The organism is Streptomyces wuyuanensis, from assembly GCF_900103455.1.
Taxonomy (GTDB): domain Bacteria; phylum Actinomycetota; class Actinomycetes; order Streptomycetales; family Streptomycetaceae; genus Streptomyces; species Streptomyces wuyuanensis.
Map to the genome: position 1 here is coordinate 315,956 of NZ_FNHI01000004.1, position 13,458 is coordinate 329,413.

Here is a 13,458-nt window from a genome sequence, read left to right on the forward strand (position 1 = left end):
TACCGTTCACATCCCTCTCCCCACGCTGCTCACGACGGAGATCAGGATGTAAACGATGATCATCAGAACGAAGAAGGACAGATCGAGTGCCACGCCCCCGAGACGCAGCGGCGGAATGAACCGCCGCAGAAGCTTGAGCGGTGGATCGGTGACAGTGTAGGTGGCCTCCAGGACGACCACCATCGCCCTCCCGGGTTGCCACGAGCGGGCGAACTGGAAGACGTAGTCCATGACCAGCCGGAAAATCAGCACGATGAGGAAGCACATCAGAGCGATGTAGATCACCTGCAGTGCCACGCTCATCCCGCGCTTCCCTCTCCCCTGGCTCTCGTTGCCGGCCTTGCGGCCGGGTCGTTCCCTCGGTCGTGTTCTGGCTCGTTCTAGCTCTGGTTGAAGAACCCGCCCTCTGCGATGCGGGCCTTGTCCTCCGCCGTGACATCGACGTTAGCAGGCGAGAGGAGGAAGACTTTCTGAGTCACCCGCTCAATGCTGCCATGGAGGCCGAAGACGAGTCCCGCGGCAAAGTCGACAAGTCGCTTCGCATCGGTGTCGTCCATCTCCGTCAGATTCATGATCACCGGGGTGCCCTCACGGAAGTGTTCCCCGATGGTACGGGCCTCGTTGTAGGTCCGGGGGTGCAGAGTTGTGATGCGGTAGGGCTCCCGCTCGGACACAACCTTGGGCATGATCACCGGTGCGTTCTTCTCCAGACTGGGACGTTCAGGTGTGATGGATGCCACGGGGGCGATTCGCGCCGGACGTCCGGATTCCGCGGAGAGCGGAGCGGCCAGGGACGCGGGCACCGGCGCGGACCCGTGGGCCGATCGCGGCGCGGACTCACGCGGCGCCGGCGGCTGAACCACGCGCACCGGCTCCTCCCGTTCCACCTGATGCGGAGGCTGGTGCCGCCGACGGTCCCGCTCGGGCTCCGGCTCCATCTCGGGTTCGAAGTCGTCGTCGGGGTCGAACCCCCGGCCGTCGTACCCATCGTCCTCCACGAGGCCGAGGTAGACCGCCATCTTGCGCATCGCGCCGGCCATTCTCTGAGTCCTCCGCTCTGTGGTGGATCGGCTTCGTTCGGCTACGTCACCAAGTGCCCGCGATCCACTCGGCCTGTCCGCCTTTCGACGGAAATGACCATATTTTCTGCTGTGGTCCGACTTGCTTCGCGACGTTACCCGAGGCGGGGTCGGACTCCGAGCACCGCCGTACCGACGCGCACGTGTGTCGCTCCCGCCGCCACGGCCTGCTCGAGGTCCGCACTCATCCCTGCTGACACCATGTTCGCAGCCGGACGGTCCGCGCGCAGGCGGGATGAGAATTCCATCAGCCGCTCGAAAGCGGCCTGTTGACGCCCGGCGTACGGCCCCGCGAGCGGGGCGACCGTCATCAGCCCGTCGAGCCGGAGCCCGGGGGCCTCGTCCACCGCCGCCGCCAACTCCTCGACGTCGCCGGGCGCGACGCCGCCCCGGTCGCCCTGCCGGCCGGACTCCGCGTCGAGGGCGACCTGGACGAGGCAGCCCAGTTCGCGTCCGGCGTGGACCGCCGCCGCGGACAGTGCGCGTACGAGCTTCGGCCGGTCGACCGACTGCACGATATCGGCATAACCGGCAACGGAACGGGCCTTATTGGTCTGAAGCTGTCCGACGAAGTGCCAGGTGAGCGACAGATCCGAGCAGGCGGCCGCCTTCGGGGCCGCCTCCTGGTCCTTGTTCTCGGCGACGTGCCGCACGCCGAGTTCGTGCAGCAGACGGACGTCGCTCGCGGGGTAGGTCTTGGTGACCACGATCAGGGTCACCTCCTCCCGCTTGCGCCCGGCCGCGGCACAGGCGGAGGCGATACGTTCCTCCACCCGCGCCAGGTTCTCGGCGAGTTCGGTCCTGCGGTCGGTCATGCGTCGTCTCTCTCGCGGTCCAGCCAGACATATCCGGCGAGCCGCCCGGTGGTGCGGTCGCGTCGGTAGGAGAAGTGGTCTCCCGACTCCAGTGTGCAGACCGGCGACGCGTTCCGGTCGCGCACACCGAGCGCATCGAGCTGGGCGTGCACTCCGGCGGCGACGTCCACGGCCGGGGTGCCCCAGCTCGTCTCGGCCCAGGCCGCCGGCTCGGCCGCGGCGACCTCCGCCCGCATCACCTCGGGTACCTCGTAGCACCGCCCGCAGACCGAGGGACCGGTCCGGGCGGTGATGCGGGACGGGTCGGCGCCGAGCCCGACCATCGCCTCGACCGCCGCCGGCACGACCCCGGCGACCAGCCCGGGGCGCCCCGCGTGGGCGGCGGCCACCACTCCGGCGACCGGGTCGGCCAGCAGTACCGGCGTGCAGTCGGCGGTGAGCACGGCGAGGGGAAGTCCGCGCCGGGCGGTGACCACAGCGTCGACGGCGGGGACGTCCGCGCCGGCCCACGGGCCGTCGACGACGGCGACGTCCCGGCCGTGCACCTGGTTCATCCAGACCACGAGGCCGGGGTCGACGCCCAGCCGCCCGGCGGCGAGCTCCCGGTTCGTACGGACGGCGACGGGGTCGTCACCGACCGCGCCGCCGAGATTGAGCTCGTCGTACGGAGCGGCGCTCACCCCGCCCCACCGGTCGGTGAAGGCGAAGTGGGCGCCGCCCACTCTGCTGTGCTCCCCTATCACTTCAAGATCACTTCAGGAAGTCCGGGACGTCCAGCTCCTCCGCCGAGCTGTCGTACGGCCGGGCCGGCGGCACCTGCGGCGACGGGGTCTGCGGGTGGGAGGTCTCGTTCGCCGCGGGGACCGGCTCGGCGGGGGCGGACTCCTCGCGCGGCGGCAAGGTGCCGAGTCCGCCGATCGAGCGGGCCGGCTCCGGCCTGGCCGCCGGAGCGGGCTCCTCGCGCTTGGCGGAGGAGGAACCGAGCACGTTGTCGCGTCGGGCGGGCGGCTGGCCGCCGTCGAAGCCGGCCGCGATGACGGTGACCCGCACCTCGTCGCCCAGTGCGTCGTCGATGACGGCACCGAAGATGATGTTGGCCTCGGGGTGGGCGGCCTCGCTCACCAGCTGGGCGGCCTCGTTGATCTCGAAGAGGCCGAGGTCGGAGCCACCGGAGATCGAGAGCAGCACACCGCGGGCTCCGTCGATGGACGCCTCCAGCAGCGGCGAGGAGATCGCCATCTCGGCCGCGGCCACCGCGCGGTCGTCGCCGCGGGCCGAACCGATGCCCATCAGGGCCGAGCCGGCCTCGGACATGACGGACTTGACGTCGGCGAAGTCGAGGTTGATGAGGCCGGGCGTGGTGATGAGGTCGGTGATGCCCTGGACACCCGACAGCAGCACCTGGTCGGCGGACTTGAACGCGTCGAGCACGCTGACCTGGCGGTCCGAGATGGACAACAGCCGGTCGTTCGGGATGACGATGAGGGTGTCGACCTCTTCGCGGAGCTCGGCGATGCCGTCCTCCGCCTGGTTGGCGCGGCGGCGGCCCTCGAAGGTGAAGGGCCGGGTGACCACCCCGATGGTGAGGGCGCCGAGCGAACGCGCGATGTTGGCCACGACGGGTGCGCCGCCGGTGCCGGTGCCGCCACCTTCGCCGGCGGTGACGAAGACCATGTCGGCCCCCTTGAGGACCTCCTCGATCTCCTCTCGGTGGTCCTCTGCCGCCTTGCGACCGACTGCCGGGTTGGCTCCGGCCCCCAGGCCGCGGGTGAGTTCGCGGCCGACGTCGAGCTTGACGTCGGCGTCGCTCATCAACAGGGCTTGCGCGTCGGTGTTGATCGCGATGAACTCGACGCCCTTGAGGCCGACCTCGATCATTCGGTTGATGGCATTGACACCACCGCCGCCGACACCGATGACCTTGATGACTGCGAGGTAGTTCTGCGGTGCTGCCACGTCGAAGGCCTCTCGCCTCGAGTTACGAGTCGCCGCTTCGCGGTGGTGGCCGCGCCGCGACGACGGATGCCGATTGGGACGGTCCGAAATGCCGACCCAAACCCTAACGTTGAAGTTTAGGGTTACCAGTGTCTCTGCTTCCTGGACTCTCTCGAACGAGACACTAAGTCGACAAGTGGCGTGCGTTCAACGAACACGCCGAACCTCCCGTTTTTCTTTTCACCCTATGTGATCAGCCGTTGCGCTGACCAACCAGGGTGCTGGCCTGCGCATTTGTGCGTCAACTCGCCGATGCCGCAGGGGCGGTGGGGGCACTCACGTCGAAGCGCCCGGCACGGGGGGCGGCTTTCATCAGGGCGGTGAGCGTACGGGCCTTGACCTCGCCGTCCTCGCTGTTGCCCCACATCACCTCACGGCCGCGCGTCAACTTCAGAGTGAGGGAATCGTACGAAATTACTTGTACGCTCCGGAGATCCGCGGCGACCCGGGCCGGGAGTTGGGAGACGACCAGGGCAGCTCCCTTCAGCAGCCGCTGCCCCCCGAAACGCCGGGTGCTCGGCGACTCGTTCGCCGCCATCTCCACGAGCGGAACCGCTTTGGGGGCTTTGTCCACCGTGGCGAACCGGACGCCCTTCGCGTCGACTTCGACGAATCTGGCGCCCTTGCGCATGAGGAGGACGGGCTTCCGCTCCGTCACCCGCAGCACGATGCCGTGCGGCCACGAGCGCTCCGCCTCGACCGACTCGATGCGGGCCAGCCGGTCGCGCAGCCGGCTCTCGATCCCGTCCAGATCGACGGAGACCAGCGGGGTTCCCAGCGGAACGCCGGCCGCGTCCTCGACCTCACGGGGCGTCAGAACTCCGGTGCCGGACACCTCGACCCGCTCGGCCCGGACCCAGGACGAGCCGTACAGCACCCACAGGCCGCCGCCGGCGAGGACGACGGCGGCGACGAGGGAGAGCAGGAGCCGGGGGGCGGGGAGCCGGGGCCGGCGCGGAGCCGGACCCTTGCGAAGCCGGCCGGCCGACGACGGTCCGTTGGGCTTGCGCGTGCCGCGTTCGGCGGTCGTCGGTCCGGCCATGCTCCCTGCCCTTCGCCGTGCCTATCGGCGTGAGGCGATCGCCTCGTACACCATTCCGACAAGCAGATCGTCTGCGTCCCGGCGCCCGAACTCGGCCGCGGCGCGGGACATCTCGTACAGCCGGTGCGGATCGGCGAGGACCGGGAGCACATTGCCCTGGACCCACTCGGGGGTCAGCTCGGCGTCGTCGACCAGCAGCCCGCCACCGGCCTTCACCACGGGCTGCGCGTTGAGCCGCTGTTCGCCGTTGCCGATCGGCAGCGGTACGTACGCGGCGGGCAGGCCCACGGCGGAGAGTTCGGCGACGGTCATGGCGCCCGCGCGGCACAGCATCATGTCGGCAGCCGCGTACGCGAGATCCATCCGGTCCACGTACGGTACCGGGAGGTACGGCGGCATCCCGGGCATGTTGTCGGCGTGCGGCAGTTCGTTCTTCGGTCCGACCGCGTGCAGGATCTGGATGCCGGAGCGCTGGAGCAGCGGAGCGACCTGCTGGACCACCTCGTTGAGGCGGCGGGCGCCCTGCGATCCACCGGAGACCAGCAGCGTCGGCAGGTTGGGGTCGAGGCCGAAGGCGGCACGCGCCTCGGGCCGGACGCGGGCCCGGTCGAGGGTGGCGATGGAGCGGCGCAGCGGGATGCCGACGTAGCGGGCGTTGCGCAGCTTGCTGTCGGGAGTCGACACGGCGACCGCGGCGGCGTACCGCGAACCGATCTTGTTGGCCAGGCCCGGGCGGGCGTTGGCCTCGTGGACCACGATCGGCACCCCGAGCCGCTTGGCGGCGAGGTATCCGGGCAGGGCGACGTACCCGCCGAAGCCCACGACGGCGTCGGCCTTCGTGCGCTCCAGGACCTGCTCGGCGGCCTTGATCGTGCCGCGCAGCCGACCCGGAACGGTGATCAGCTCGGGCGTCGGCTTCCGCGGCAGCGGTACGGCGGGGATGAGCGCGAGCTCGTAGCCCCGCTCGGGGACGAGCCGGGTCTCCAGGCCGCGCTCGGTACCGAGGGCCGTGATGCCCACCGTCGGATCCTGCCTCCGCAGGGCGTCCGCGAGGGCGAGCGCGGGCTCGATGTGGCCGGCGGTCCCCCCGCCGGCGAGTACGACATGCACCGAAATTCACCGCTCTCCGGACGGACGTTCCTTGACGCGCCGTCTCATCGTCTTCCATCTCATCCCGGGCCGCACGGCCAGGGCCGCCTTCGCCGCGGGATCCTCCCGCGCGAAGGCGATCAGCAGTCCGACCGCGAACATGGTCGGCAGCAGCGCGGAGCCTCCGTAGGAGAACAGCGGGAGGGGGACACCGGCGATCGGCAGCAGTCCGAGCACCGCACCGATGTTGACCACGGCCTGGGCCGTGATCCAGGTGGTCACACCTCCCGCGGCGTACCTCACGAAGGGGTCCTCCGTGCGTCCGGCCACGCGGATACCCGCATAGCCTAGAGCCGCGAAGAGTGCGAGCACCGACAGTGTCCCCGCGAGGCCCAGTTCCTCCCCGGTGATGGCGAAGATGAAGTCGGTGTGGGCTTCGGGCAGTTGACCCCATTTTTCCACACTCGCACCGATGCCGGAACCGAACCATCCGCCGGAGGCCAGGGCGTAGATCCCGTGCACGGCCTGCCAGCAGCTGTCGTCCGGGCCGGGGTCGGTGGCGCCGACGCACTGGAAGCGGGCCATGCGGTTCGCATTGGTCTTGATCAGCACCGCGCCGATCACCGTGGCGACGGACAGCACGCCCACGAACAGCCTGGTCGGGGCGCCGGCCAGCCAGAGCAGCCCGAAGAGGATCGCGGTCAGGATGATGGCGGTGCCCATATCGCCGCCGAGCATGATCAGCCCGAGCAGTATGAAGGCCACCGGGACCAGCGGGACGAGCAGGTGTTTCCACTGCGTGAGCAGTCGTTTGTCCTGTTTGCGGGCGAGCAGGTCGGCACCCCAGAGAATGAGGGCCAGTTTGCCGAACTCGCTGGGCTGGAGCTGGAACGGCCCGCCGAGCGAGATCCAGTTCTGGTTGCCGTTGACCGACTGCCCTATCCCGGGAACCTGCACCAGGACCATCAGACAGGCGCTGACCACGAGGATCGGGTAGGCGAGGGCGCGGTGGAGCCTCAGTGGCATGCGGGAGGCGATCAGCAGCAGCCCGGCACCGATGACGGCGGCGAGGAACTGCTTGCGGAAGAAGTAGGAGGAGGGCAGCGAGTACTTCAGCGCCGTGATCATCGAGGCGGAGTAGACCATCACGAGGCCGAGCACGGTGATCAGCAGGCCGGCGCCGAGGATCACGTAGTAGGCCGTGAGCGGCCGGTCCCAGGCCCGGCGGGCCTGCTCGTACAGCCGGCGCAGTCCGCCGCCGCGGGGCGGGCGGGGGCGGCCGCCACGGGACCCGCCCCAGCCGTACGCGGGCCGCGGCGCCTGCTTGGCGGTCCTGCTGCGCAGGGCGACCCCGGGCGGTCCGGCGAAGGCGGGCGCGGGCGGTCCGGCGAAGGCGGGCGCGGGCACCAGTGCCCGGCCGAGGGCGCGCAGCCGCTCGGCGAACGGCTCGCGCCGGGCGGTACGGGTGCGGGACGGCCTCCCCGCCGGCCCGCCGTAAGGGCTGCCGCGCTGCGCCGGGGAGGTCAACGCACCCGTGCCGCAGGCCCGGTTGGGACCCGCCGCGGCACCGGCCGGGTCCGTGTACGCGGCGCCGCCGGGGGGCGTCACGGAACCGGACGCGTCCGCGGCGGACGTGTCGTACCGCCCTGGGACGGGCGCCGGGCGGCCGGTGGGGTCCGTCGTGCCGTGGGTGCCGGCGGGCCGCCGCGAGTACGGCGGGTCGGGCGTCGTGATCGCGTCGGGTGGCATGTCGCTGTCCCCTCCAGGTCGTGGCCACGCCGCCGGGTCGTGGCGGCGGGGCCAGGGCCGGTCAGGCGCGCTCGGCGGCGAGGGCGCGGACCGCGTCCGCGAACGCCTCGCCTCGCTTGTTGTAGTTGGCGAACATGTCCATGGAGGCGCAGGCGGGGGCCAGCAGGACCGTGTCCCCGGGCCGCGCGAGCCGTGCCGCTTCGCGGACCGCCGCCGACATCGCCCCAGTGTCGGTCCGGTCGAGGTCGACCACCGGGACCTCGGGCGCGTGTCGCGCCAGGGCTTCGGCGATCAGCGCCCGGTCCGCGCCGATCAGCACCGCGCCGCGCAGCCGCTTCGCGGACTTCTCGACGAGTTCGTCGAACGTGGCGCCCTTCGCGAGTCCGCCGGCGATCCAGACGATCGGGTCGTACGCCGCCAAGGACGCTTCCGTGGCATGGGTGTTGGTGGCCTTGGAGTCGTCGACGTACGCGACGCCGTCGACCTCGTCCACGTACTCGATGCGGTGCGCGTCGGGCCGGAAGGCCCGCAGTCCCTCCCGCACCGCCGCGGGCTCGACGCCGAACGCGCGGGCCAGCGCGGCGGCGGCGAGGGCGTTGGCGATGTTGTGGGGAGCCGGGGGGTCGACGTCGGAGACCTGCGCCAGTTCCTGCGCCTGCTTCTGCCGGTTCTCGACGAAGGCGCGGTCGACGAGGATGCCGTCGACGACACCGAGCTGCGAGGGCCCCGGCGTGCCGAGGGTGAAGCCGATGGCGCGGCAGCCCTCGACGACGTCGGCCTCCCGCACCAGGTCCTCGGTGGCGGGGTCGGCGGCGTTGTAGACGCAGGCGACCGTGTTGCCTTCGTAGACACGGCCCTTGTCGGCGGCGTACGCCTCCATGGAGCCGTGCCAGTCGAGATGGTCCGGAGCGAGGTTGAGGACGGCGGCGGAGTGGGCGCGCAGCGAGGGGGCCCAGTGCAGCTGGTAGCTGGAGAGCTCGACGGCGAGCACGTCGTACTTCTCGTCGCCGAGCACCGCGTCCAGCAGGGAGACCCCGATGTTGCCGACGGCCGCGGTCTTCAGACCGGCCGCCTCCAGGATCGCGGCGAGCATCCGCACGGTCGTGGTCTTGCCGTTGGTGCCGGTGACCGCGAGCCAGGGCGCTGCCTCCCGGCCGTCCAGGCCGCGCAGCCGCCAGGCGAGTTCGACGTCGCCCCAGACCTCGACGCCCGCCTCGGCGGCCACCGCGAAGAGGGGCTTGTCGGGCTTCCAGCCGGGCGCCGTGACGACCAGCTCGGTGCCCTCCGGCAGGGTGGCGCCGTCGCCGAGGCGGACGGTGATTCCCTCCGCCTCCAGCTCCGCCGCCTGGGCCCGCGCGCGCTCGTCGTCACCGTCGTTGACGACCGTGACGACCGCGCCGAGGCCGTGCAGGACGCGGGCGGCCGGAATGCCGCTCACGCCCAGCCCGGCGACGGTGACGTGCCTGCCCTGCCAGTCCTGCGTGCTCACTTGTCGGCCGCCCAGCCCGCGTAGAAGATGCCCAGTCCCACGATGACGCACATGCCCTGAATGATCCAGAAGCGGACCACGACAAGGACCTCGGACCACCCCTTGAGCTCGAAGTGGTGCTGCAGCGGGGCCATCCGGAAGACGCGCTTCCCGGTGAGGCGGAAGGAACCGACCTGGATGATCACGGAGAGGGTGATCAGGACGAAGAGGCCGCCGAGGAGCGCCAGGAGCAGCTCGGTGCGGGAGCAGATCGCCAGACCGGCGAGCGCGCCGCCGAGCGCCAGGGAGCCGGTGTCGCCCATGAAGATCTTCGCCGGCGAGGTGTTCCACCACAGGAAGCCGAAGCAGGCGCCCATCAGCGCGGCGGCCACGACCGCCAGGTCGAGGGGATCCCGTACCTCGAAGCAGGCGGCCGGGTTGGTCAGGGTCGTCGCGTTGGCGCAGGACTCCTGGAACTGCCACAGGCCGATGAAGGTGTAGGCGCCGAAGACCATCACCGAGGCGCCGGTGGCCAGACCGTCCAGTCCGTCGGTGAGGTTCACGCCGTTCGACATCGCGAGGATCATGAACAGCGCCCAGACCACGAACAGCACCGGACCGATCGTCCAGCCGAAGTCGGTGACGAACGACAGCTTGGTGGAGGCCGGGGTATTGCCGCGGTCGTCCGGGAACTGCAGCGCCAGCACCGCGAAGGCGATGCCGACGATCAGCTGGCCGGCCATCTTCGCCTTGGCCCGCAGGCCCAGCGACCGCTGCTTGACGATCTTGATGTAGTCGTCGAGGAAGCCGACCAGGCCCATGCCCGCCATCAGGAACAGCACCAGCAGGCCCGGAATGGTCGGGTCCTCGCCGGTGATCACCTTGGTGAGGGCGTACGCGATCAGCGTGGCCAGGATGAAGGCGATGCCGCCCATGGTGGGCGTGCCCTTCTTGCTGCCGTGGCTGCGCGGGCCGTCGTCACGGATGAACTGGCCGTAGCCCTTGCGGGCCAGCAGCTTGATCAGCAGCGGCGTGCCGATGAGCGTCAGGAAGAGCCCGATGGCTCCCGCGAAGAGGATCTGCCTCATCGGCCGGCGACCTGCCCCTCGGTCGAACCGGTGTCGGCGAGCAGTGCCTCGGCGATCCGCTCGAGCCCGGCCGACCTGGAAGCCTTCACCAGCACGACGTCTCCCGGGCGCAGCTCTCTGCGCAACAGGTCGACCGCCGCCTGCGCGTCGGACACGTGCACCGACTCCTCACCCCACGAACCCTCGTTATATGCGCCCAGTTGCAGCCAGGACGCTTCCCTGCCCCCGACCGCGACGAGCTTGCTGACGTTGAGCCGGACGGCGAGCCGTCCGACCGCGTCGTGCTCGGGCAGCGCCTCGCCGCCGAGCTCGGCCATCGGACCGAGCACCGCCCACGTGCGCCCCCCGGCGGCCTGGGCGGCCGTGCCCATGGCCGCGAGCGCACGCAGCGCGGCTCGCATGGACTCGGGGTTCGCGTTGTAGGCGTCGTTGACGATCGTCACGCCGTCCGGACGCTCGGTGACCTCCATACGCCAGCGGGAGAGGGTGCCCGCCTCCGAGAGCGCGGTGGCGATCTCGTCGACGGACATGCCCAGCTCATGGGCGACGGCGGCCGCGGCGAGCGCGTTCGACACGTGGTGCTCACCGTACAGCCGCAAGGTCACGTCGCTGCACCCGGAGGGTGTGCGAAGGCGGAATGCGGGCTGTCCGCCGGGCATGAGGCGGACGTTCTCGGCGCGTACGTCCGCTTCGTCCGACTCCCCGAACAGCACGACGCGTGCCTGGGTACGGGCGGACATCGCGCGGACGAGGGGGTCGTCGGCGTTGAGTACGGCAACTCCGCCCGCATCGGCGGGGGGCAGCGTCTCGACGAGTTCGCCCTTGGCCCGGGCGATCTGCTCGCGGCCGCCGAACTCGCCGATGTGCGCGGTGCCGACGTTCAGCACGACGCCGACGCGGGGCGGGGTGAGTTCGGTGAGGTAGCGGATGTGGCCGATGCCCCGGGCGCCCATCTCGAGTACGAGGAAACGGGTTTCGTCGGTGGCGCTGAGCGCGGTCAGCGGCAGGCCGATCTCGTTGTTGAGGGAGCCGGGGGTCCAGACGGTGGGCGCCTTGCGGCGCAGCACCTGGGCGATCAGGTCCTTGGTGCTCGTCTTGCCGGCCGAGCCGGTGAGTGCCACGAGCGTGGCGCCGAGGCGTTGCACGACCGCGCGGGCCAGCGCGCCGAGGGCCCGCGGGACGTCGTCCACGACGATCGCGGGGACGCCGACGGGACGCGAGGCCAGTACGGCGGCCGCGCCCGCGGCGACCACGTCCGCGGCGTAGTCGTGGCCGTCGACGCGCGCGCCGACGAAGGCGACGAAGAGGCTGCCGGGAACGACCTCACGGGAGTCCCGGACGACGGGCCCGGTGACGCGTACCGACGGATCCGGTATGTCGTACGGCTGCCCGCCGACGATTTCGGCGATCTCGGCGAGGGAGAGGGCGATCACTGTTCATCCCTCACTGTTCTTGTTGCTGTGCTCGATCGCTTCGCGGAGCACCTGGCGGTCGTCGAAGGGGCGGATCACACCGGCGATGTCCTGTCCCTGCTCGTGCCCCTTGCCGGCGATCAGCACGGTGTCGCCGGGTGCGGCCCGGGCGACGGCCGCGGCGATGGCGGCGGCCCGGTCCGCTTCCACGATGACGTCGCCGCGCTCGTGGGCGGGCACCTCGGCGGCGCCCGAGAGCATCGCGGCGAGGATCGCGAGGGGGTCCTCGGAGCGGGGGTTGTCCGAGGTGAGGACGGCGGTGTCGGCGTACCGGGCGGCGGCGGCGCCCATCGGGCCGCGCTTGGTCCGGTCGCGGTCGCCGCCGCAGCCGAGCACGATGTGCAGCCTGCCCTCGGTGACCTTGCGCAGGGAGCGCAGGACCGACTCGACCGCGTCCGTCTTGTGCGCGTAGTCGACCACCGCGAGGTACGGCTGGCCGGCGTCGACGCGCTCCAGCCGGCCGGGGACGCCCGGCACGGCGGCGACGCCGTCGGCCGCGGTCTGCGGGTCGATGCCCGCGACGGCGAGGGTGACGATGGCGGCGAGCGTGTTGGCGACGTTGAACGGGCCGGGCAGCGGGGCCTGGGCGCGCACCCGCTCGCCCGCCGGGCCGAGGACCGTGAACGTGGAGCCCAGCGGGCCGACTTCGACGCCGTCGGCGCGCCAGTCGGCGTCGGGGTGGCCCTCGGCGGAGAACGTGACGACGGGGATCGGGGACTCCGTCACCAGCCGCTGCCCGTACTCGTCGTCGAGGTTGACCACACCGCGCCGGGCGCGGGCCGGGGTGAACAGCTGGGCCTTGGCCTGGAAGTAGTCCTCCATGCCGGAGTGGAACTCCATGTGCTCCGGCGAGAGGTTGTTGAAGACGGCGACGTCGAAGACGCAGCCGTCGACCCGGCCGAGCACCAGCGCGTGGCTGGACACCTCCATGGCGACCGCCTCGACCCCGCGCTCGCGCATCACGGCGAACAGGGCCTGGAGGTCGGTGGCCTCCGGCGTGGTGCGCTCCGACTTGATGCGCTCCTCGTCGATGCGCATCTCGACCGTGCCGATCAGGCCCGTGCGGCGGCCGGCGCCGCGCAGGCCGCCCTCGACGAGGTACGCCGTGGTGGTCTTGCCCGAGGTGCCGGTGATGCCGATCTGCAGCAGCGCCTCACCGGGGCGGCCGTAGATCTCCGCGGCGAGCTCGCCCATTCTGCCGCGCGGGTTCTCGGTGACCAGGACGGGCAGTCCGGTCGCGGCGGCGCGGTCGGCGCCCGTCGGGTCGGTGAGGATCGCGGCCGCGCCGAGATCCCCGGCCTGGGCGACGTAGTCGGCGCCGTGCAGCCGGGCACCGGGCAGAGCGGCGTACACGTCTCCGGGGCGCACCGCGCGGGAGTCGTGCGTGATGCCCGTGACCGCGCCGGAGCCCGGGGGCTCGACCCCCAGCCGGGCGGCCAGGTCTGCGAGGTCGATCGGGCGGACCTCGGCCGGACGGGGAGGGGCGGTTCGGTACTGATCAGCTTGTGGCACGGCGGTGAGCGTACCGGCAGTACCGGGACCGGCGCTAAATGAGGGGCCTCCCCGTGGGCCGCGCCCGCGCGGCGACCGGGACGCGGCGAGGGCGGGCGCGGCGGCCCCCGGGGAGCGGTTCCCGGGGTCGGGCGTGATGGTTCTCACTG

At 71.4% G+C, this 13,458-nt stretch carries 12 protein-coding genes; all 12 read right to left on the reverse strand.

What is annotated here, in order from left to right:
* Nucleotides 1–6: 6 nt before the first annotated feature.
* The 12 genes from BLT82_RS08620 to BLT82_RS08680 all read right to left on the reverse strand — a co-directional run bounded on the left by BLT82_RS08620 (nucleotide 7) and on the right by BLT82_RS08680 (nucleotide 13,456).
* Nucleotides 7–303 carry a YggT family protein gene (locus tag BLT82_RS08620; RefSeq protein ID WP_017947448.1) on the reverse strand — a complete coding sequence of 99 codons (297 nt, stop codon included), beginning with the start codon at nucleotides 301–303 and terminating at the stop codon, nucleotides 7–9.
* A gap of 77 nt (nucleotides 304–380) precedes the next feature.
* The gene (sepF, locus tag BLT82_RS08625) at nucleotides 381–1,040 is read right to left on the reverse strand and encodes a cell division protein SepF (RefSeq protein ID WP_093653267.1); all 660 of its coding nucleotides are present in this window, start codon (nucleotides 1,038–1,040) and stop codon (nucleotides 381–383) included.
* A 134-nt stretch (nucleotides 1,041–1,174) separates the two neighbouring features.
* Complete coding sequence (locus BLT82_RS08630) at nucleotides 1,175–1,894, reverse strand: YggS family pyridoxal phosphate-dependent enzyme (RefSeq protein WP_093653268.1); 720 nt, start codon at nucleotides 1,892–1,894, stop codon at nucleotides 1,175–1,177.
* A complete protein-coding gene (gene pgeF, locus BLT82_RS08635; RefSeq protein WP_404203385.1) occupies nucleotides 1,891–2,616 on the reverse strand; it encodes a peptidoglycan editing factor PgeF in 726 nt (241 codons plus the stop codon). The genes BLT82_RS08630 and pgeF overlap by 4 nt, the downstream gene beginning before the upstream one ends.
* 28 nt (nucleotides 2,617–2,644) lie before the next feature.
* Entirely contained in the window at nucleotides 2,645–3,850 is a 1,206-nt protein-coding gene (gene ftsZ, locus BLT82_RS08640; protein ID WP_093653270.1) for a cell division protein FtsZ, read from the reverse strand.
* Between the two features lie 280 nt (nucleotides 3,851–4,130).
* Nucleotides 4,131–4,931, reverse strand: a complete 801-nt coding sequence (locus BLT82_RS08650; protein WP_093653272.1) for a cell division protein FtsQ/DivIB — start codon at nucleotides 4,929–4,931, stop codon at nucleotides 4,131–4,133.
* Between the two features lie 21 nt (nucleotides 4,932–4,952).
* Complete coding sequence (gene murG, locus BLT82_RS08655; RefSeq protein WP_093653273.1) at nucleotides 4,953–6,041, reverse strand: undecaprenyldiphospho-muramoylpentapeptide beta-N-acetylglucosaminyltransferase; 1,089 nt, start codon at nucleotides 6,039–6,041, stop codon at nucleotides 4,953–4,955.
* A gap of 6 nt (nucleotides 6,042–6,047) precedes the next feature.
* Nucleotides 6,048–7,364, reverse strand: coding sequence for a putative lipid II flippase FtsW (ftsW, locus tag BLT82_RS08660; RefSeq protein ID WP_208867792.1), 1,317 nt, complete (start codon nucleotides 7,362–7,364; stop codon nucleotides 6,048–6,050).
* Nucleotides 7,365–7,830: 466 nt separating this feature from the next.
* The gene (gene murD, locus BLT82_RS08665) at nucleotides 7,831–9,258 is read right to left on the reverse strand and encodes a UDP-N-acetylmuramoyl-L-alanine--D-glutamate ligase (protein WP_093653274.1); all 1,428 of its coding nucleotides are present in this window, start codon (nucleotides 9,256–9,258) and stop codon (nucleotides 7,831–7,833) included.
* Nucleotides 9,255–10,325 carry a phospho-N-acetylmuramoyl-pentapeptide-transferase gene (gene mraY / locus BLT82_RS08670; protein ID WP_093653275.1) on the reverse strand — a complete coding sequence of 357 codons (1,071 nt, stop codon included), beginning with the start codon at nucleotides 10,323–10,325 and terminating at the stop codon, nucleotides 9,255–9,257. Before mraY ends, murD begins: the two co-directional genes overlap by 4 nt.
* Entirely contained in the window at nucleotides 10,322–11,758 is a 1,437-nt protein-coding gene (locus BLT82_RS08675) for a UDP-N-acetylmuramoyl-tripeptide--D-alanyl-D-alanine ligase (RefSeq protein ID WP_093653276.1), read from the reverse strand. The genes mraY and BLT82_RS08675 overlap by 4 nt, the downstream gene beginning before the upstream one ends.
* Nucleotides 11,759–11,761: 3 nt before the next feature.
* Entirely contained in the window at nucleotides 11,762–13,456 is a 1,695-nt protein-coding gene (locus BLT82_RS08680) for a UDP-N-acetylmuramoyl-L-alanyl-D-glutamate--2,6-diaminopimelate ligase (RefSeq protein ID WP_404203390.1), read from the reverse strand.
* Nucleotides 13,457–13,458 lie beyond the last annotated feature (2 nt).

Coding starts and splice junctions, on each gene's coding strand:
- BLT82_RS08620 (WP_017947448.1), bottom strand. CDS start 303: ATGAGCGTGGCACTGCAGGTGATCTACATCGCTCTGATGTGCTTCCTC.
- sepF (WP_093653267.1), bottom strand. CDS start 1,040: ATGGCCGGCGCGATGCGCAAGATGGCGGTCTACCTCGGCCTCGTGGAG.
- BLT82_RS08630 (WP_093653268.1), bottom strand. CDS start 1,894: ATGACCGACCGCAGGACCGAACTCGCCGAGAACCTGGCGCGGGTGGAG.
- BLT82_RS08650 (WP_093653272.1), bottom strand. CDS start 4,931: ATGGCCGGACCGACGACCGCCGAACGCGGCACGCGCAAGCCCAACGGA.
- mraY (WP_093653275.1), bottom strand. CDS start 10,325: ATGAGGCAGATCCTCTTCGCGGGAGCCATCGGGCTCTTCCTGACGCTC.